Source organism: Variovorax sp. E3 (assembly GCF_016082275.1).
Lineage (GTDB): Bacteria > Pseudomonadota > Gammaproteobacteria > Burkholderiales > Burkholderiaceae_C > Variovorax.
This window is the reverse complement of sequence record NZ_MOWM01000001.1, coordinates 78,262-97,325: the sequence shown is the minus strand read 5'-3', so window position 1 is coordinate 97,325 and position 19,064 is coordinate 78,262. Positions and strand designations below refer to the sequence as shown.

11 protein-coding genes and 6 pseudogenes are annotated in these 19,064 nt (G+C 68.5%); 4 read left to right on the top strand and 13 right to left on the bottom strand.

Features of this window, described 5'->3' with window-relative positions; all coding sequences use genetic code 11:
* Positions 1-60: 60 nt before the first annotated feature.
* The 3 pseudogenes from BMG07_RS00460 to BMG07_RS00450 all read right to left on the bottom strand — a co-directional run bounded on the left by BMG07_RS00460 (position 61) and on the right by BMG07_RS00450 (position 6,035).
* Positions 61-3,152 (bottom strand): annotated as a pseudogene (locus BMG07_RS00460) (efflux RND transporter permease subunit).
* 10 nt (positions 3,153-3,162) lie between these two features.
* Positions 3,163-4,326: pseudogene (locus BMG07_RS00455) on the bottom strand (efflux RND transporter periplasmic adaptor subunit).
* A gap of 96 nt (positions 4,327-4,422) precedes the next feature.
* Positions 4,423-6,035: pseudogene (locus BMG07_RS00450) on the bottom strand (efflux transporter outer membrane subunit).
* 249 nt (positions 6,036-6,284) lie between these two features.
* Between BMG07_RS00450 and BMG07_RS00445 the strand changes: the two are divergent.
* Complete coding sequence (locus BMG07_RS00445) at positions 6,285-6,845, top strand: fasciclin domain-containing protein (protein ID WP_198082704.1); 561 nt, start codon at positions 6,285-6,287, stop codon at positions 6,843-6,845.
* A 259-nt stretch (positions 6,846-7,104) separates the two neighbouring features.
* Here BMG07_RS00445 and BMG07_RS00440 read toward each other — a convergent pair whose 3' ends face one another.
* The gene (locus BMG07_RS00440) at positions 7,105-7,797 is read right to left on the bottom strand and encodes a S24 family peptidase (protein WP_269758482.1); all 693 of its coding nucleotides are present in this window, start codon (positions 7,795-7,797) and stop codon (positions 7,105-7,107) included.
* Between the two features lie 119 nt (positions 7,798-7,916).
* Here BMG07_RS00440 and BMG07_RS00435 point away from each other — a divergent pair, with 119 nt between their 5' ends.
* A complete protein-coding gene (locus BMG07_RS00435) occupies positions 7,917-8,150 on the top strand; it encodes an XRE family transcriptional regulator (protein WP_198082703.1) in 234 nt (77 codons plus the stop codon).
* A gap of 3 nt (positions 8,151-8,153) precedes the next feature.
* Positions 8,154-8,405, top strand: a complete 252-nt coding sequence (locus BMG07_RS00430) for a hypothetical protein (RefSeq protein ID WP_198082702.1) — start codon at positions 8,154-8,156, stop codon at positions 8,403-8,405.
* Here the strand turns inward: BMG07_RS00430 and BMG07_RS00425 are convergent.
* The 8 genes and pseudogenes from BMG07_RS00425 to BMG07_RS00390 all read right to left on the bottom strand — a co-directional run bounded on the left by BMG07_RS00425 (position 8,338) and on the right by BMG07_RS00390 (position 17,276).
* Positions 8,338-8,841 carry a hypothetical protein gene (locus tag BMG07_RS00425; protein WP_198082701.1) on the bottom strand — a complete coding sequence of 168 codons (504 nt, stop codon included), beginning with the start codon at positions 8,839-8,841 and terminating at the stop codon, positions 8,338-8,340. The genes BMG07_RS00430 and BMG07_RS00425 overlap by 68 nt on opposite strands.
* 19 nt (positions 8,842-8,860) lie before the next feature.
* Positions 8,861-10,818: pseudogene (locus BMG07_RS00420) on the bottom strand (ABC-F family ATP-binding cassette domain-containing protein).
* Between the two features lie 168 nt (positions 10,819-10,986).
* On the bottom strand, positions 10,987-11,865 hold the full coding sequence (gene prmB, locus BMG07_RS00415) for a 50S ribosomal protein L3 N(5)-glutamine methyltransferase (RefSeq protein ID WP_198082700.1): 879 nt from the start codon (positions 11,863-11,865) through the stop codon (positions 10,987-10,989).
* Entirely contained in the window at positions 11,862-13,040 is a 1,179-nt protein-coding gene (gene dapE / locus BMG07_RS00410) for a succinyl-diaminopimelate desuccinylase (protein ID WP_198082699.1), read from the bottom strand. Before dapE ends, prmB begins: the two co-directional genes overlap by 4 nt.
* A 25-nt stretch (positions 13,041-13,065) precedes the next feature.
* Positions 13,066-14,215: pseudogene (locus tag BMG07_RS00405) on the bottom strand (PilT/PilU family type 4a pilus ATPase).
* 68 nt (positions 14,216-14,283) lie between these two features.
* Positions 14,284-15,108: a 2,3,4,5-tetrahydropyridine-2,6-dicarboxylate N-succinyltransferase gene (gene dapD, locus BMG07_RS00400; protein WP_198082698.1), complete on the bottom strand. Its 825-nt coding sequence runs from the start codon at positions 15,106-15,108 to the stop codon at positions 14,284-14,286.
* Positions 15,109-15,148: 40 nt separating this feature from the next.
* The gene (dapC, locus tag BMG07_RS00395) at positions 15,149-16,369 is read right to left on the bottom strand and encodes a succinyldiaminopimelate transaminase (protein WP_198082697.1); all 1,221 of its coding nucleotides are present in this window, start codon (positions 16,367-16,369) and stop codon (positions 15,149-15,151) included.
* Between the two features lie 31 nt (positions 16,370-16,400).
* Entirely contained in the window at positions 16,401-17,276 is an 876-nt protein-coding gene (locus BMG07_RS00390) for a LysR family transcriptional regulator (RefSeq protein ID WP_198082696.1), read from the bottom strand.
* A 95-nt stretch (positions 17,277-17,371) separates the two neighbouring features.
* Between BMG07_RS00390 and BMG07_RS00385 the strand changes: the two are divergent.
* A pseudogene (locus tag BMG07_RS00385) lies at positions 17,372-18,381 on the top strand (zinc-dependent alcohol dehydrogenase family protein).
* An 18-nt stretch (positions 18,382-18,399) separates the two neighbouring features.
* On the opposite strand, the gene BMG07_RS00380 reads toward BMG07_RS00385, so the two are convergent.
* Positions 18,400-19,038: a LysE family translocator gene (locus BMG07_RS00380; protein ID WP_198082695.1), complete on the bottom strand. Its 639-nt coding sequence runs from the start codon at positions 19,036-19,038 to the stop codon at positions 18,400-18,402.
* Between the last annotated feature and the right edge of the window lie 26 nt (positions 19,039-19,064).

Here is a 19,064-nt window from a genome sequence, read left to right as displayed (position 1 = left end):
GCATGCCGGGGGCTTCTTTTTTCCACGCCCCACGAAGAGGCAGATTCGAACGCCAGGCCCTCAAGCCTCCGGCGCCACGCTCCCCGGCAACGCCGGTGCGGTCTTCTCGCTGGAGCCTTCCTTCTCGTCTTCTTCTTCCTTCTTGTGCCGCGCCGCAATGGCCAGGTACATCGCCGGCACCACGAACAGCGTGAACAGCGTGCCGATCGACAGCCCGCTGAAAATCACGAGGCCCATGGCCTTGCGCCCGGCGGCGCCGGCGCCCGAGGCAATCACCAGCGGCAGCACGCCGAACACCATGGCCGCCGTGGTCATCAGGATCGGGCGCAGACGCGTGCCGGCGGCTTCGACGATGGCGTCCAGCTTGCTCAGGCCCTGCTTCTGCAGCCGGTTGGCCACTTCGACGATCAGGATGCCGTGCTTGCTGATGAGGCCCATCAGCGTCACCAGGCCCACCTGCGTGTAGATGTTCATCGAGGCGAAGCCCCAGAAGATGAAGATCATGGCGCCGAAGAGGGCCAGCGGCACCGACACCAGAATCACCACCGGGTCGCGGAAGCTCTCGAACTGCGCGGCCAGCGCCAGGAACACGATGATCAGCGCGAACAGGAAAGTAATGGCGAAGTTGCCCGACTCCTGCACGAACTGGCGCGACTGGCCCGAGTAGTCGACCGAGTAGCCGCTGGGCGCCAGCTGCTGCACCACGCCGCGCAGGTACTCCAGCGTCTCGCCCTGGGTGCCGCTGGGCACGCCCTGGATGGTCACGGAGTTGAGCTGCTGGAAGTGGTTGACCGTCTCGGGCTGCACGGAGTACTTCAGGCTTGCCACGGTGCTCGCGGGCACCACGCCGTTGGGGGTCTTGATGTAGAAGTTGAGCACGTCCGACGGGTTGAGCCGGTCGACCTGCTGCACCTGCGGAATCACCTTGTACGAGCGGCCCGAGATCGAGAAGTAGTTGACGTACCCGCCGCCCAGCGCGGCGCCCAGTGCGTTGCCCACGTCCTGCTGGGTGATGCCCAGCGTGGCGATCTTGTCGCGGTCGACGGTCACGGTCGCCTGCGGCAGGTCGAACTTCAGGTCGGCGTCGATGTAGTAGAACTTTCCGTCGCGCGCGCCTTGTCCATGATCTGCTGCGCGAGCGTATTGAGGTTCTCGAAGGGCTCGGTCGTCTTGATGACGAACTGCACCGGCAGGCCCGACGCGCCCGGCAGCGCCGGGAACTGGAAGGCCACCACCTTGGCGCCGGCAATGCCGTTCCAGCGGTTCTGCAGGTCGGCCTGGATGTCGTGCGCGCTGCGCGTGCGCTGGTCCCAGGGCTTGAGCAGCACGCCGGCAATGCCCGCGTTGGTGCTGGGCACGCCGGTCAGCTGGAACAGCTGCGCGTATTCGGGCGTGTCGTGCGCGACCTTGAAGATCTGGTCGGCGTAGGTCTGCATCTGGTTGATGGTGGCCGTGGGCGCGCCCACCACCTGCGACAGCACGATGCCCTGGTCCTCCTCGGGCGCGAGCTCCGACTTCGACATCTTGAACATCACGAACAGCAGCGCCACCAGGATGGCGCCCATCACCAGCATCACCGGCCAGGTCTTGAGCACGCTGCGCAAGATGCGCTGGTAGCGGTTGTGCACGCGCTCGAAGACGTGTTCGATGGCGGTCGCGAACTTGCCGGTGTCCTGCTCGGGCTTGAAGAAGCGCGAGCACATCATGGGCGAGAGCGTGAGCGCCACCACGCCCGACACCACCACCGAGCCCGCGAGCGTGAACGCGAATTCGGTGAACAGCGAACCGGTCAGCCCGCCCTGGAAGCCGATGGGCACGTACACCGCCACCAGCACCACCGTCATGGCCAGAATGGGCCCGCCCAGCTCGCGCGCCGCCAGCAGCGACGCCTGCATGGGCGACTTGCCCTCGCGCATGTGCCGGTCGACGTTCTCCACCACGATGATGGCGTCGTCCACCACCAGCCCGATCGCCAGCACCAACGCCAGCAGCGTGAGCAGGTTGATGGAGTAGCCCAGCACCAGCATGATGAAGAAGGTGCCGATCAGCGACAGCGGCATGGCGATCACCGGCACCAGCACCGCGCGGAAGCTGCCCAGGAACAGGTAGATCACCACCGTCACGATCACCAGCGCCTCGACCAGCGTCTTGATCACTTCGCTGATGGAGGTGTTGATGAAGTCGGTCGAGTCGTAGACGATCTTGCCGGTGAGGCCGCTCGGCAACTGCCCCTGGATGTCGGGGAAGGTGGTGCGCACCTGCTTGGCGACGTCGAGGATGTTGGCCTCGGGCGCGACCTTGATGCCGATGAACACCGAGCGCACGCCGTTGAAGGCCACGTTGAAGTCGTAGTTCTCCGAGCCCAGCGTCACGTTGGCCACGTCCTGCAGCCGCACGATGGCGCCGTTGCTGCTCTTGATGGACAGCTGCTTGAACTCGTCCACGCTGTGCAGCGAGGTGCCGGCCGTGAGCGGCACGCTCACCATCTGGCCCTTGCTGGTGCCCACGGCGGCCAGGTAGTTGTTGGCGCTGAGCGCGGCGCTCACGTCGGTGGCGGTCACGCCGAAGGCGGCCATCTTCTGCGCGTCGAGCCAGGCCCGCAGCGCGAAGGTGCGCGCACCCAGGATCTCGGCGGTCTGCACGCCGGGAATGGCGTTGAGCTTGGGCTGCACCACGCGCACCAGGAAGTCGGTGACGTTGTTGTTGGGCAGCGTGTCGCTGTAGAAGCCGATGTACATGGCGTCGGTGGTCTGGCCCGTGGCCACCGTGAGCACCGGTTGCTGCGCCTGCGGCGGCAGCTGGTTGCGCACCGAGTTCACCTGCGTGTTGATTTCGGTCAGCGCGCGGTTCGAGTCGTAGTTCAGCCGCAGCGTGGCGGTGATGGTCGACACGCCCAGGCTGCTGGACGACGACAGGTAGTCGATGCCCTGCGCCTGCGACACGGCGGCCTCCAGCGGCTGCGTGATGAAGCCCGCGACCGTGGCCGCGTCCGCGCCGTAGTAGGCGGTGCTGATGGTGACCACGCCGTTCTCGGTCTTGGGGTACTGGTTGACGGGCAGGCCCGCCAGCGCGCGCAGCCCCAGCACCACGATCAGCAGGCTCACCACCATCGCCAGCACGGGCCGGCGGATGAAGATGTCGGTGAAGTTCATGCGGCGCGCCTCACTTTTCCTGCGGCGTCGGCGCCGGGTCGTTGCTCGGCTGCACGCGGTTGTCGACCGTCACGGGCGTGCCGTTCTTCAGCTTGTTCTGGCCGCTGCTCACCACCACCTGGCCGGCTTCCAGGCCCTTGACGATGGAGATCTGGTCGCCGCGCGTCGGGCCGGTCTCGATGAAGACCTGCTGGGCCACGAGCTGCGGCTTGCCCGAGGCATCGGTGGCGGGCGCGGTGCCGGAGCGCCCGGCGTGGCGGGAGCGCCCGCCTTGGGCGGCTCGGCCGGCTTCACCACGTACACGGTCGAGCCGTAGGGGTTGTAGGTGACGGCGGTGGACGGCAGCGTCAGGCGTTCCTGCGTGCCGCCGATGTCGATCTTCACGTTGGCGAACATGCCGGGCAGCAGCACCTGCTTGGGGTTGGCGATGGTGGCTTCGATCTGCACGTTGCGCGTGGCCGCGTCGACCTTCGGGCTGATCGCGTTGATCTTGCCGCTGAAGCTCTGACCCGGGAAGGTGTCGACCGACAGGTTCACCACCTGGCCGACCGCCAGCCCCGCGAGCTGCTGCTGCGGCAGCGTGAAGTCGACGTAGATCGGGTCCAGCGTCTGCAGCGTGACCAGCTTGTCGCCGGCGTTCACGTACTGGCCGGGGTTGAGCGCGGTGATGCCCAGGCGGCCCGCGAAGCGCGCGGATCGACTTCTTGGCGACCACGGCGGCCTGCTGCTCGACCTGCGCGCGCTTGGCCTTGAGGTCGTTGGTGTCGGCATCGATCTGCGCCTGGCTCACGGCCTGGATCGCCAGCTGCGCCTGGTCGCGCTTGAGCACGGTGGCGGCTTGCGCGGCGGCGGCTTCGGCCGAGTGCAGCAGGGCGATGTCGGAGTCGGCGTTGAGCTCGACCAGCAGCGCGCCGGCCTTCACGTCCTGGCCGGACTTGAAATGCACGTTGCGCACCAGGCCCGCCACTTCGGTGCTCAGGTCGGCGCCGCGCACCGGGTTGAGCGTGCCGACGGCGGTGAACTGCGACTGCCACTGCTGCTTCTGCACCTCGGCGGTCGACACGGTCTGCGGACCCGGCTTGGGCACGGCCGCAATCAGCGCGCGGATCTGCAGGAACTTGCCGAGCGCCAGCGCGGCGACCAGCAGCAGCACGCAGCCGATCATGATGATCATTCTCCGGGTCATGGGTAGGCTTCTCTTCGAGTTATGGATGAAGGGTGGGGGGCGGTGGCAGGGAAGGGTGGTGCTGCCGCCGCGGGGTCGATGGGGTCAGTTTTGCGCGGGCGCGGCCGTGGTGGCGGCTGCTGCTGCAGCAGCAGGCACGGCGGGCGCGATGGTCGCGTTCGCCAGCTCGCCGCGGTTCCACCAGCCGCCGCCCAGCGCCTGGAACAGCGCGGCGGTGTCGGCGTAGCGCGCGGCCTGTGCCTGCACCAGCGCGGTGTGCGTCTGCAGCCAGGCCTGCTGCGCGGTGAGCAGCGTGACGTAGCTCACGGCGCCAGCGCGGAACTGCGCGGTCGACAGGTCGAGCGACTGCCGGGCCAACGATTCGGCCGTGGCCTGGTTCTGCAGCGCGACAGCGTCGAGTTCCAGCGCGCGCAGCGCGTCGGCCACGTTCTGGAAGGCGCCGAGCACGGTGTTGCGGTACTGCGCCGCGGCCGAGTCGTAGGCCGCCACGCGGCGCGCTGCTGGGCCCGCAGCGCGCCGCCGTTGAAGATCGGCTGCGTGATGCCGGCGCCGATGCTCCACAGCGTGGTCGGGCCGGTGAACAGGTCGCGTGCGCGCAGCGCGTTGTTGCCGTAGCTGGCGCTCAACTGGATCTGCGGATACAGGTTGGCCGTGGCCACGCCGACCGCCGCGCTGGCCTGGTGCAGTTGGGCCTCGCTGGCGCGCACGTCGGGGCGCTGACGCGCGAGCTCGGAGGGCAGCGACAGCGGCAGCGCCTGCGGCAGCGAAAGGCTGGCCAGGTCGAACTCGGGCAGACCCGCTTCGGACGGCAGCCGGCCCGCGAACACCGCGAGCTGGTGGCGCGTTTGCGCCAGCGCCTTCTCGATGGGCGGCAGCGTGGCCTGGGTCTGCGCGACCTGGGTGCGCTGCTGCAGCACGATCGACTTGGCGATCGCGCCGGTGTCGAACTGCTTTTCGATCACGTTCAGCTGCTCGGTCTGGGCCTGCAGCACTTCGCGCGCGGCCTGCAGCTGCGCGCGCAGCGAGGCTTCGCGGATGGCCGTGGTCACGAGGTTGGACGTGAGCGTGAGGTACACCGCCTCGACCTGGTAGCGCTGGGTTTCGACGGCCGCCTGCGCACCCTCGATCTGGCGGCGCGTGCCGCCGAACACGTCGAGGTTGTAGCTGACGTTGACGGAGGCGTTGTACAGCGTGAGCAGCTGGCCGCCCGGCACCTGGCTGGTGATTTCGGAGGCGCGCTGGCGTTGCGCGCCGAGCTGGGCCGACACCTGCGGCCACAGGCTGCCGGTGCGGGCCTCGTAGGTGGCCTCGGCCTGGCGCAGCGCGGCCTGCGCGGAGGCCAGCGTGGGGCTCTGGGCCAGCGAGGCGCGGATCAGCTGGTCGAGCGGCTCGGAGCGGAACACGTCCCACCACTGCGCCGGAATGTCCCGGCCCGCTAGCAGCTCCTGGGCCTGGCCGCCCGGCCCGCCGGCCTGCGCGGTGCGCGAGGGCATCGGCGCGGGCGTGTAGTCGGGCGACTGGGCGGCGGCGGGCAGGTCCGGCGTCTTGAAGTCCGGGCCGACCGCGCAGGCGCTCAGCAGCAGCAGGCAGGCGCCGAGCACGGCACTTTGAACAGGCCACCCCGGATGCCGGCGCGCGTGAACCGCGCGCGGCGAAATGGGGTGATCCTCCAACGCATTGTTTTCGTGATTTGGCATGGGGCAGCGGTTGTACACCCGGAATCGCCGGGAGACCTGACTCTTTCGTGAATGTCGTCGCAATCGCCCCACGCGGCGAGGCCGGAGCGACGAAATTGGTATTACTCGGCGCGAAATGCACGGGCACGGCGTGAAGTGCTGCCCGGCCTTTTCTTTTCACCGGGGTCGAATCTGTTGCGCGCGGGCGCCCGTATTGATCGCAGCCGCCGCGATTTCGCGGGGGTCCATTCAACAACCAGGAGCGTTTCCATGCAAAGCAAACTTCACCGCCTCGCCGCCGCCACTCTTGCCGTGGCCCTGTCCGCCGGTGCCGTTTCGGCCCTCGCGGCGTCCGTCATGGTGGGCGGCGCGCCGATGCTGCCGACCAAGGACATCATCGACAACGCGGTCAACTCCAAGGACCACACCACGCTGGTGGCAGCCGTCAAGGCCGCGGGCCTGGTCGACACGCTCAAGGGCCCGGGCCCGTTCACCGTGTTCGCCCCCACCAACGCCGCCTTTGCCGCGCTGCCGGCCGGCACGGTCGACACCCTGCTCAAGCCCGAGAACAAGGACACCCTGACCGGCGTGCTGACCTACCACGTGGTGTCGGGCAAGCTCGACGCGGCCGAGCTCAAGAAGGAAATCAAGGCCGGCAAGGGCTCCGCCGAACTGAAGACGGTGGCCGGCGGCGTGCTCGTGGCCAAGGAAAAGGGCGGCAAGATCATGATCACCGACGAAAAGGGCGGTACCGCCACGGTGACGATTCCCAACGTCTACCAGTCGAACGGCGTGATCCACGTGGTCAACAAGGTGCTGCTGCCGAAATAAGGCTCGCCCCCAGGCTGCGCGCACTTCGTGTCGCTTCGCCAACCCCCTGCCGGGGGCAACACCTGAAGCCCGGCAGAGCCGGTTCCTCGGTGTTTCTGGAATGGGGTGGGATGCAGGAAAAAAACAGCCCGCACGAAGGCGGGCTGGAAGGTGACCTGCTGGAGGAGGGAGGATCAGAGGAATGCAGGCCACAGGGAGAGACCTGAATATCTCTTGTGAACCTGCATACAACCTGACCTCGCTGGAAGCTAATTCCAATTTAAGTTTTCGGTCTGACGGGACTTTCAGTCCTCGTCTTCCCACTTGCCGACGACGGTGCCCAGCACGGTGAAGGCCGTGCGAATGGCTCGTGCTTCGGGTTCAGCGGCAGCAGCCAGCGGCGGCCGTCTTCTTCCTTGTAGACCTTGCACGTGACCTCGCCGCCGTCGTCGAGCCTGGCGACGATGCGTTCGCCGTCGGCCGGCGTCTTCAGCGTGGTGTCCACGAACACGATCGAGTCGGCGGGGTAGCTCTTCAGGTGGCCGCTGGGCGCGGTCATGCTGTCGCCGCGCATGCGCAGCGCGAAGGTCTCCAGGCTGTGGTGGGCAATGCAGGGAATCCAGCGCTCGGCCCGGGGTTGCTCCGACACCTCACGGCTGTCCCAGTGGGCGGCGTCGGCCCAGGGAATGAGCGGCACGGTCTGCGGCGTGCGCGGGTTGAACGACGGGCCCGCCGGCGGCGTGCGCGTCACGCGGTAGGGGCCGGGCGGCTCGTCGGCCCGGTCGCGCGAAAGGCGCACCTGGTCTTCGTCCCAGGGCGCGGGGCCGTCGCCGGTGTCCAGCCAGTTCGGGTCGGCGCGGTAGGCGCGCGCCAGGGCGAGCACGCTCATCGAGCGGCTGGTGTCGCCGCGCTCGATCTTCGAGATGCTCGATTGCTTGACGCCCGACACGGCTTCCGCCTGCTTCTGCGTCATCTTGGCGAATTTGCGCGCTGCGAGGGCGCGACTGGCAATGCTCTCCATGCGTGGGGATTTAAGCGCAAACGAATATTCTGCATGGACTCTAGAATATTAAAAAAAGGGAGGGTATTGCCATGAAACCACGCGAGTTGGTACAGGCGCTCAGGGCCATGGGGCTCACGCAGAAGCAGATCGAGGCGAAGACCGGAATTCCGCAACCCACGGTCAGCAAGATCGGGCTGGGGCGGGTGGGCGACGTGATGTCGCGCCACTACGTGGCGCTGCTGACGGCCTACGAGCAGCAGGTGAAGGAGGAGGCCATGCACCCGGCCCCGGCCTTCACGCGCCGACCCCGGGCCAATGACTGAGCGGTGCGCAGGCCTGTGCTGTCGGGCCTGTGGCTCGACCGCGCGCTGTGCGCGCTGCTGGCGCTGTTGTCGCTCGCGGCGCTGATCCACGGGCTGCTGGCGGGGCAGCCGGGCGTTGCGGGCGCGGGCGTGTTCGGGCTGGCTGGCGCGCTGTGGGTGGCGTGGGTGCTGCCCGGCGCCGAGGCGCTCAGGCGCTCGCGAGCGGTGCGGGAGGCGCTAGAGCGAGCGTCGAACTCACGCGCACGCAGTCCTTGATGTGCTGCTCGCCCAGCGCGCGCAGCGCGGCGTAGCCGAGCGCGGCGGACACGATTTGCCCGGCAATGGGCACGTACTTGGTCGCCTGCTTGGCGGTCAGGCGCACGCCCGCGTGCTTGGCCAGCCGGATCAGCAGGTCGCGCGTGACGAGCCGCCCCACCAGCAGGGCGCCCACGGTGGTGGCCGCCTTCTGGATGCGCTCGCGCTGGTGCGGCGCGAGCTTTTCGACCTGGGTGACCGAAAGGCCGAACTCGGCGCTGATCTGCGGCACCAGCCGCGAGAGCAGCGCGGCGTCGGCCATCCAGTCGACACCGGGCAGGGGCACGGCGCTGGCCGCGGCCGCCATCAGGGCCTTGCGCCCGATCAGGCGGCGGCTGCGGTGAACAGCGGCGATGAGCTTTTCATCGCCCCGGGCGAGTTCGATGGCCGACGGCATGCAATGCCCCTTTCCAGGTTCAGGCCGCGAGGGCTTCGAGCTGGTCCGACAGGGCCAGCCAGCGCTCTTCGAGGCGGCCGATTTCTTCGTTGAGCGCCTTCAACCGCTTGCCGGCGTCGGCAATCTCGGCCGGGGGCAGCGGCTTGGCCAGGCGCGCCTCGAGCGCGGCGCGCTCGGTGCCGGCGGCGGCCATGCGTTCGTCGATCTGGGCGATCTCGCGCTTGAGCGGCTTGGCCTGCTCGCTGCGTTGCTGGCGCGCCGGGGCGGCTGCAACGGCCGGCGCAGGCGCGGCGGCCGCGGCTTCCGCCTCGCGCACCGCGATCTTGGCTTCTTCGCGCAGGCGCTTGGCTTCGTCGAGCAGGTAGCGCTGGTAGTCGTCCAGGTCGCCGTCGAAGTCGGTCACGACACCACGGCCCACCAGCCAGAACTCGTCGCACACCGAGCGCAGCAGCGCACGGTCGTGGCTCACCAGCATCAGCGTGCCTTCGAACTCGTTGAGCGCCACGGCCAGGGCTTCGCGGGTGGCCAGGTCCAGGTGGTTGGTGGGCTCGTCCAGCAGCAGCAGGTTGGGGCGCTGCCAGACCATCATCGCGAGCACGAGGCGGGCTTTTTCGCCGCCGCTCATGGTGCCCACGGGCTGCTTGACCATGTCGCCGCTGAAGTTGAAGCTGCCCAGGAAGCCGCGCAGGGCCTGCTCGCCGGTGCTTTCCTTCACGCTGCTGCCGAGCTCGCGCGCCATGCGCACCATGTGCTCCAGCGGGTTGTCCTGCGGGCGCAGCACGTCGAGTTCCTGCTGCGCGAAGTAGCCGATGTTCAGGCCCTTGCCCTCGGTCACTTCGCCGGCCAGTGCGCCCATTTCGCGCGCGATGGTCTTCACCAGCGTCGACTTGCCCTGGCCGTTGGCGCCCAGGATGCCGATGCGCTGGCCCGCCAGCACCGAGCGGCTGACGCCGCGCAGGATGGTCTTGGGCTCGGCGTCTTCGATCTCGTAGCCGAAGCTGGCGTTGGCGATCGAGAGCATCGGGTTCGGGATGTTGCCCGGCTCCTTGAACTCGAAGGTGAAGTCGGCCTCGGCCAGCAGCGGCGCCACCCGTTCCATGCGCTCCAGCGCCTTGACCCGGCTTTGCGCCTGCTTGGCCTTGCTGGCCTTGGCCTTGAAGCGGTCGATGAACTTCTGCAGGTGGGCGATCTTGTCCTGCTGCTTGCTGAACGCGATCTGCTGCTGCTCCATCTGCAGCGCGCGCATGTCCTCGAACTTGCTGTAGTTGCCGCCGTAGCGCGTGAGCTGGGCGTTGGCGATGTGCAGGGTGACGTCGGTCACGGCATCGAGAAACTCGCGATCGTGGCTGATGACGATCATGGTGCCGGCGTACTTCTGCAGCCAGGCTTCGAGCCAGACCAGCGCGTCCAGGTCCAGGTGGTTGGTGGGTTCGTCGAGCAGCAGCAGGTCGCTCGGGCACATCAGCGCGCGCGCCAACTGCAGGCGCATGCGCCAGCCACCCGAGAAGCTGTTGACGGCGCCGTCGAGCTCGTGCGACTTGAAGCCCAGGCCCAGGATCAGCGCCTGCGCGCGCGGCACGGCGTCGTGCTCGCCGGCATCGGCCAGGTCGGTGTAGGCGTGGGCCAGTTCCATGCCGATGTCAGCGTCGTCGGGGTTCTCGGCGTAGGCCGCCTCGATGGCCGCCAGCGAGCGCGCAGCTCGGCCAGGCGGGTGTCGCCGCCCACCACGAAGTCGGTGGCCGAGTCTTCGGTTTCAGGCATGTCCTGCGCGACCTGCGCCATGCGCCATTGCTTGGGCACATGGAAGTCGCCGCCGTCTTCGTGCAGCGAACCGTTGAACAGCGCGAACAGCGTCGACTTGCCCGCGCCGTTGCGCCCGACGAGGCCGACCTTTTCACCGGGGTTGATGGTGACGGTGGCGCCGTCGAGCAGCTTTTTGGCGCTGCGGCGAAGAATGACGTTTTTGAGAGTAATCATGAAATAGGGACCGTAGGGGCGATTATCCCGCCCGGCCCTTTCGGCTTGGCGAAAAGGGGCAAAGGCGCGGGGACATCGCCCGGTGACTGGGGATCGCGGCCGAGGGCCGCGAGAAGGCAACGCGAGGGGGCTTGGGCGAGCGTCGCTAACGCACGCCGGCACCGGCCCTCATGGCGGCGTGAGCGACGCCAGGGCCGCACGGGTCACGAGCAGCACCTGGTCTTCGCCGGCCGAGGTTTCGAGCCAGACCACCTCGAGCTGCGGAAAGGCCGCCTCGAAATAGTCGCGTTCGTTGCCGATTTCCAGCACCAGCACCGCCTGCTCGCTCATGCGCGAGGGCGCATCGGCGAACAGCTGGCGCACGAAGTCCATGCCGTCGGCGCCGCCGGCCAGCGCCAGCTCGGGCTCGGCGCGGTACTCGGCGGGCAGGGCGGCCATGCTCGCGCTGTTCACGTAGGGCGGGTTGCACAGCACAAGGTCGTAGGGGCCGGGCACGTTCTTCAGGCCGTCGGATTCGATCAGTGTGACGCGCGCGTCCAGCTGGTGGCGGGTGACGTTGATGGCCGCCACTTCGAGCGCCGGCACCGACAGGTCGGCCGCGTCCACGCTCACGTCCGGGTAGGTCAGCGCCGCGAGCACCGCCAGGCTGCCGTTGCCGGTGCACAGGTCGAGCACGCGCCGGGTGTGCTCGCCCAGCCAGTAGTCGATGCTGCCGTCGGCGATCAGCTCGGCGATGAAGCTGCGCGGCACGATGGCGCGCTCGTCGATGTAGAAGGGCACGCCCTGCAGCCAGGCTTCCTTCGTGAGGTAGGCGGCGGGCTTGCGGCCGGCAATGCGCTCGTCGACCAGAGCGGCCACCTTGGCGGCGTCGGCGGGCGACACGGGGGTGTCGGCCACGGCGTCGATGTCGTCCAGCGGCAGCTTCAGGCGCCACAGCACCAGCCACGCGGCTTCGTCGAAGGCGTTGACGGTGCCATGGCCGAAGGCCACGCCGGCTTCGTCAAGCCGCTTGGCGCCCGACTCGATGAGCTCGATGACGGTGCTCATGCCGACAGGGCAGCGTCGAGCTGCTTCAGGGTGCGCACGTAGATGTTCTTCAGCGTCTCGATCTCGGCCACGTCGATGTGCTCGTCGATCTTGTGGATGCTGGCGTTCACCGGGCCCAGCTCGACCACCTGCTTGCAGATCTTGGCGATGAAGCGCGCGTCGCTGGTGCCGCCGCTGGTCGACAGCTCGGTCTCGATGCCGGTCTCGTCGCGGATGGCGCCCTGCACGGCCGTGACGAGCTCGCCCGGCGTGGTCAGGAAGGGCAGGCCGCCGATGGTCCAGGCCAGCGTGTACTCGACGTTGTGGGCGTCGAGCACGGCGTGCACGCGCTGCTGCAGCGATTCGGGCGTCGATTCGGTCGAGAAGCGGAAGTTGAAGTCGATCACCGCGCTGCCCGGAATCACGTTGCTCGCGCCCGTGCCCGAGTGGAAATTGCTGATCTGCCAGCTGGTCGGCTGGAAGTAGGGGTTGCTCGCGGCGTCCCAGCCGCCGGCGGCGTTCAGGGCCACCAGCTCGGCCAGCGCGGGCGCCACCGCGTGCACCGGGTTTTTGGCCAGGTGCGGGTAGGCGATGTGGCCCTGCACGCCCTTGACCGTGAGCTTGCCGCTCATGGTGCCGCGGCGGCCGTTCTTGATCATGTCGCCGCAGCGCTCCACCGCCGTAGGCTCGCCGACGATGCAGTAGTCGATGACCTCGCCGCGCGCGGCCAGCGTGTTGCACACGACCACGGTGCCGTCGACGCCGGGGCCTTCTTCATCGCTGGTGAGCAGCAGCGCGAGCGTGAGCCGGGGCTCGGGCACGGCCTGCAGAAAGTCTTCGATGGAGGTCACGAACGCGGCCACCGAGGTCTTCATGTCGCAGGCGCCGCGGCCGTAGAGCTTGCCGTCGCGGTGGGTGGGCGTGAACGGGTGGCTGGTCCATTGCTCGACGGGGCCGGTGGGCACCACGTCGGTGTGACCGGCGAAGACCAGCGTCTTGGTGGGCTTGGTGTTCGCGGGCCGGCGCACCGCCCACAGGTTGGTCACGCGAAAGTCGGCCGGGCCGCTCTCGATGGTTTCCAGCGTGAAGCCCAGTTGCGCCAGCCGCTCGCCCAGGATCTGTTGGCAGCCCGCGTCGTCCGGGGTGACGGAGGGGCGCGAGATGAGTTGTTCGGCGAGCTGGAGCGTACGGGACATCGGGGGAAAGGCCGGGGAGGCTGGTTCAGAACTTCACGTCTAGCGTGATGTCGGTAAAGGTGGGTTGTTCGTCGATCTGGTCCGTCAGGGAGCGATCGTCGACATGCTGCTTGGGCGCGGCGCGGTTCTGCAGGCGCCACATCAGGTTGGTGGGCGAGTCGGCCTGGGCCAGGCCTTCTTCGCGGCTCACGCGCTCCTCGGTCACGAGGCGGGCAATGTCTTCCTCGAAGGTCTGCGAGCCGTCGGCCATCGACTTTTCCATGGCCTCCTTGACGCCCGAGAAGTCGCCCTTCTCGATCAGCTCGGCCACCAGCGCGGTGTTGAGCAAGACCTCCAGCGCAGGCACGCGGGCGCGGCCGGCGTGCGCAGCAGGCGCTGCGACACGATGGCGCGCAGCGCGCCGCCCAGGTCGCCCAGCAGGGTGGAGCGCACCTCGACCGGGTAGAAGCTCAGGATGCGGTTCAGCGCGCGGTAGCTGTTGTTGGCGTGCAGCGTGGCCACGCACAGGTGGCCCGACTGCGCGTAGGAAATGGCGGCCGTCATGGTCTCGCGGTCGCGGATTTCGCCGATCTGGATCACGTCGGGCGCCTGGCGCAGCGCGTTCTTCAGCGCCACCTGCAGCGACGCGGTGTCGCTGCCCACGTCGCGCTGGTTCACCAGCGACTTCTTGTTGGTGAACGTGAACTCGATCGGCTCTTCGACCGTGATGATGTGGCCGCTGGCGTTCTCGTTGCGGTAGTCCAGCATCGAGGCCAGCGTGGTGGTCTTGCCCGCGCCGGTGGCGCCCACCATCAGGATCAGCCCGCGCTTTTCCATGATGAGCGTCTTCAGGATGTCGGGCAGGTTCAGGTCGGCAAAGCTCGGGATGGTGGGGCTGATGTAGCGCACCACCACCGCGTAGGTGCCGCGCTGGCGCATGGCGCTGATGCGGTAGTTGCCGGCGCCCTCGAGGGCCAGCGCCATGTTGAGCTCGCCCGTGGTCTCCAGCTCCTGCACGCGGGCGGCGGGCACCACCTCGCTCAGCAGGGTCAGCGGCGCGGCGGCCGGCAGCACCTGCGCGTTGATGGGCACGCAGTTGCCGTTGATGCGGATCAGCACCGGGGAGTGGGCCGAGAGGTAGATGTCGGAGGCTTGCGCTCGGCCATCAAACGAAGAATTCGCTCCATCATGTTCATCGGTCTCTCTCCTCGGGTGCTGTTGTTCTCTCAGGGGAAAAGGATCGGCTCTCTGGCGAGAGGGGCGATCAGTCGCGCAGCAGGTCGTTCAGCGAGGTGGTCGAGCGCGTCTTGGCGTCGACCTTCTTCACGATGATGGCGGCGTACATGCTGTAGCGGCCGTTGTCCTTGGGCAGGCTGCCGGCCACCACGACCGAACCCGCGGGCACGCGGCCGAAATGCGTTTCGCCGGTGGCGCGGTCGTAGATGGGGGTGCTCTGGCCGATGAACACGCCCATCGACAGCACCGAGTTTTCTTCGACCACCACGCCTTCGACCACTTCCGAGCGGGCGCCGATGAAGCAGTTGTCTTCGATGATGGTGGGGCCGGCCTGCAGCGGCTCGAGCACGCCGCCGATGCCGACGCCGCCCGACAGGTGCACGTTGGCGCCGATCTGCGCGCACGAACCCACGGTGGCCCAGGTGTCGACCATGGTGCCTTCGCCCACGTAGGCGCCGATGTTCACGTACGAGGGCATCAGGATCGCGCCCTTGGCGATGAAGCTGCCGCGGCGGGCCACGGCCGGCGGCACGATGCGCACGCCCGATTCCTTCAGCTCGGCGGCCGACAGGTGCGAGAACTTGGTCGGCACCTTGTCGTAGAAGCCCAGCGAGCCGGCTTGCATCTGCTCGTTGTCCTTCAGGCGGAACGACAGCAGCACGGCCTTCTTGATCCACTGGTGCACGGTCCACTGGCCCACGCCTTCGCGGGTGGCGACGCGCAGCTTGCCGTTGTTGAGTTCGGTGATGACGTGCTCGACGGCATCGCGCACTTCAGGCGACGAGGCGGAAGGCGAGATGTTGGCGCGGTCGTCCCACGCGGCGTCGATGATTTGTTGCAGTTGCTGGGTCATGGAGAAGGTCTCGTGTGAAAAATGGGAGCAGGGGCGCGGGTCAGCGGCGGCCTTGCGCGTTGTCGTTGCAGAAGCGGACGATGCGTTCGGCGGCCTCGACGCACTCGGTGGTTTCGGCCACCAGCGCCATGCGGATGCGGCCCCGGCCGGGGTTGGCGCTGTGGCCCGTGTCACGCGCCAGATAGCTCCCCGGCAGAACCGTGACATTGTATTGAGCGTAGAGCGCGCGGGCGAAGGCTTCGTCGTCGCCAGCCCACACTTCGGGCACGCCGGCCCAGAGGTAGAAACTGGCGTCGGGCAGGCGCACGTCGAGCACGGGCTCCAGCAGCGGCGTGACGGCCGCGAACTTGGCGCGGTACTTGGCGCGGTTCTCGACCACGTGGGTCTCGTCGCCCCAGGCCGCGATGCTGGCCGCGCCCACGGTGCCGCTCATGGCGCTGCCGTGGTAGGTGCGGTAGAGCAGAAACTTCTTGATGATGGCCGCGTCGCCGGCCACGAAGCCGCTGCGCAGGCCGGGCACGTTGCTGCGCTTGGAAAGCGAGGTCAGCGCGATCAGGTTCCTGAAGTCGGGGCGGCCGAGCTTCACCGAGGCTTCCAGGCCGCTCAGGGGGGGCTCGTCGCGGAAGTAGATCTCGCTGTAGCACTCGTCGGCCGCGATCACGAAGCCATGGCGGTCCGACAGGGCAAAGAGCTTTTGCCACTCGTCCAGCGACATCACGGCGCCGGTCGGGTTGCCCGGCGAGCAGACGAACACCAGCTGCGTGCGGGCCCAGATGGCTTCCGGCACGCTGTCCCAGTCGACCGCGAAATTGCGCGCGGGCACGCTCGGCACGTAGTACGGCTCGGCGCCCGAGAGCAGGGCCGCGCCCTCGTAGATTTGATAGAACGGGTTGGGCGAAATCACCACCGGCTGCGGCGACACGGTGGCGTCGATCACGGTCTGCGCCAGCGAGAACAGCGCTTCGCGCGAGCCGTTGACCGGCAGCACCTGCGTGGCGGGGTCGAGCGCCAGGCTGTAGCGCGTTTGCAGCCAGTCGGTGAAGGCGGTGCGCAGCTTCAGGTCGCCGGCGGTGGCCGGGTAGGCGGCCAGCGCGCCGAGGCTGGCGCTCAGGGCTTCCTTGATGAACGCCGGCGTCGCGTGCTTGGGTTCGCCGATGCCCAGGCTGATGGCGGGAAATTCAGGGTTGGGCGTGACGCCCGCGAACAGTTGCTTCAGCCGCTCGAAGGGATAGGGCTGCAACCTGGAGAGCAAGGGATTCATGCCCGGGATTATCGGCGACGGGGTGGCGGCCTCATGACGCCAGGGACTCGATGGTGCGGTCGACCAGCGCGCGCAGCCGGGCCAGGCGCCGCAGGTCCTGGTGGTAGCCCAGCCACACGTCGCGTCCGGGCGGCGGCTCGCCCAGCTCGACACGCTCGATGCCCGGCGTCTGGCCGCCCAGCGCCACGGGCAGCACGGCCAGGCCGATGCCGGCGGCGCACAGCCGCGCCTGGGCCTCGCGGTTGTTGCTGCCGAAGGCGGTGCGGGCCTTGGGCAGCATGCGGCGCAGCCACACGGCGTCGGGGAAGTCGCGGTAGGCGACGTCGAGCGTGACCAGCGCGCAGCCTTCGCCGTCGCCCGCCACCGGGTGCGGCTGGCCGGCGGCCGCGTACAGCGCGTAGTCCATGTGCATCAGCTTGCGCTGGAGGATGTAGGGCTCGTCGAAGGGCTGGATGCGAAACACCAGGTCGGCCTCGCGCCGTGCGAGGTTCAAGAGGCGCGCATCGGTCAGCAGCTCGATGCTCACGCCCGGGTGCTGCCTGAGAAAACCCGCCAGCATCGGCGACAGCACGTACACGCCGAACCAGTCGGACGACGACACGCGCAGCGCGCCTTCGAGCCGCTGCTCGCGGCCCTCGAGTTCGCGCTGGAAGGCCAGCGCCTGTTCTTCCATGCGCTCGGCATGGCCGAGCACCGATTCGCCCTCGGCCGTGAGCACAAAGCCGTCGCTGGTGCGCTGGAACAGCGTGAGCGACAGGCTGGCCTCGAGCGCCTTGAGCCGCCGGCCCATGGTCGGCTGCGACTGGCCGGTCTGCCGGGCGGCGGCCATGAGTGTGCCGGTGCGGGCGATGGCGAGAAAGACCTTGATGTCGCTCCATTCCATGGAGGCGGCGGGCGATTCATTCATTTTTGAATGATACGACTGCAGTTCTGTCAATTTACTTGCAGTTGTGTAGATCGAACAATCGCTCCATCGATCACACAACTTCAAGGAATTTCGCAATGACCAGCTCCTCATCCCTCATGCGCGCCGCCGTCGTCGACGCCATCGGCCAGCCCTTGCGGGTCACCGAACTCGCCCGGCCCGTGCCGGCCCAGGGCGAGGTGCTGGTGCGCATCCACGCCAGCGGCGTCAACCCGCTCGACACCAAGGTCCGCGCCGGACAGGCGGCGCACGCGCGGCAGCCGCTGCCTTCGGTGCTCGGCATGGACCTGGCGGGCGTGGTCGAGGCGGTCGGCCCCGGCGTGGCGAGGTTCAAGCGCGGCGACGAGGTCTACGGCCTGGCCGGCGGCATCGGCGGGTTGCAGGGCACGCTGGCGGAATACGCGGCGGTCGATGCCGACCTGCTCGCGCTGAAGCCGCACAACCTGAGCATGCGCGAGGCCGCGGGCTTGCCGCTGGTGTTCATCACGGCCTACGAAGGGCTGGTGGACCGGGCGAAGACGCAGCGCGGGCAATCGGTGCTGGTGCATGGCGGCGCGGGCGGCGTCGGGCACATGGCGGTGCAGCTGGCGCGTGCGCTGGGCGCCGAGGTGTTCGCGACCGGCGCGCCGGCGCATGCGCAAACTATCCGCCGTTTCGGCGCGACGCCGATCGACTACACGGCGACATCGGTCGACGACTACGTTGCGCGGCACACGGGGGGCGAAGGCTTCGACGTGGTCTACGACACGGTCGGCGGCGCGGTGCTCGACGCTCGTTCGCCGCTGCGCGCCACTACGGCGGCCATGTGGTCAGCTGCCTCGGCTGGGGCACGCACAAGCTGGCGCCGCTGTCGTTTCGCGCCGCCACCTATTCGGGCGTGTTCACGCTGCTGCCGATGCTCACGGGCCGTGGCCGCGCGCACCACGGCGAGATCCTGGAGGCCGCGACACGGCTGGTGGAAGCGGGCCAGCTCGTGCCGCTGATGGATGCGCGCCGCTTCACGCTCGACGAGGCCACGTCGGCCCACGAAATCGTCGAGTCGGGCCGGGCCCAGGGCCGGATCGTGGTCGACCTGCTCGCCGCCTGAACGCGGCGGCTTGATGACTCAGGTGGCGCTGCGTCGGTAGAAGGCCAGCGAACCCGCCAGCGCCAGCAGCATGCCGCCGCAGGCGCGGTCGATCCAGCGCGTGGCCGACACGGTCAGCAGCCGGATCGCGCGGGCACCGACGAAGGCGTAGGCCAGCATCACCGACATGTCGAGCGCCGCGAAGATCAGCGCAATGACGAGGTACTGCGGCGCCTGCGCAGCCGTCGGGTCGATGAACTGCGGCAGCAGCGCCGAGCAGAAGATGTAGCCCTTGGGGTTGGTCACCGCCACCAGGAAGGACTTGAAGAAGATGCGCCGGCGCTCGCCCGCGTCGACGGAAGGCGCGGCATCGGCGGCCGGCAGGTGGAAGCCGCCCTTGGAGCGCAGCATGCGCAGCCCCAGCCACGCAAGGTACGCGGCGCCGACCCACTTGAGCATCGAGAACCAGAACTCCGACGCCGCCAGCAGCGCGCCCAGGCCGAGCGCCACGGCGCCCACCAGCACGAAGTCCGACAGCACCGCGCCGAGCATGCCCGGCAGCGCGCGGCGCACGCCGTGGCGCGAGCCGTTGCTCAGCGCCAGCAGCACCGTGGGCCCGGGCGTGGCGATGGCCGCGAAGGCCACGATGGCGAAGAGCAGGGCGGTGGCGAGTGTCATGGCTGCGGTCTCCTTCGTGGCGTTGT

Bases quoted from the DNA above. Each gene is read 5' to 3' on its own strand.
- BMG07_RS00425 (WP_198082701.1), bottom strand. From the start codon at position 8,841: ATGCCGTCGGCCATCGAACTCGCCCGGGGCGATGAAAAGCTCATCGCC.
- dapE (WP_198082699.1), bottom strand. From the start codon at position 13,040: ATGTCCCGTACGCTCCAGCTCGCCGAACAACTCATCTCGCGCCCCTCC.
- BMG07_RS00440 (WP_269758482.1), bottom strand. From the start codon at position 7,797: ATGACGCAGAAGCAGGCGGAAGCCGTGTCGGGCGTCAAGCAATCGAGC.
- dapD (WP_198082698.1), bottom strand. From the start codon at position 15,108: ATGACCCAGCAACTGCAACAAATCATCGACGCCGCGTGGGACGACCGC.
- BMG07_RS00435 (WP_198082703.1), top strand. From the start codon at position 7,917: ATGAAACCACGCGAGTTGGTACAGGCGCTCAGGGCCATGGGGCTCACG.
- BMG07_RS00445 (WP_198082704.1), top strand. From the start codon at position 6,285: ATGCAAAGCAAACTTCACCGCCTCGCCGCCGCCACTCTTGCCGTGGCC.
- BMG07_RS00380 (WP_198082695.1), bottom strand. From the start codon at position 19,038: ATGACACTCGCCACCGCCCTGCTCTTCGCCATCGTGGCCTTCGCGGCC.
- dapC (WP_198082697.1), bottom strand. From the start codon at position 16,369: ATGAATCCCTTGCTCTCCAGGTTGCAGCCCTATCCCTTCGAGCGGCTG.
- BMG07_RS00390 (WP_198082696.1), bottom strand. From the start codon at position 17,276: ATGAATGAATCGCCCGCCGCCTCCATGGAATGGAGCGACATCAAGGTC.
- prmB (WP_198082700.1), bottom strand. From the start codon at position 11,865: ATGAGCACCGTCATCGAGCTCATCGAGTCGGGCGCCAAGCGGCTTGAC.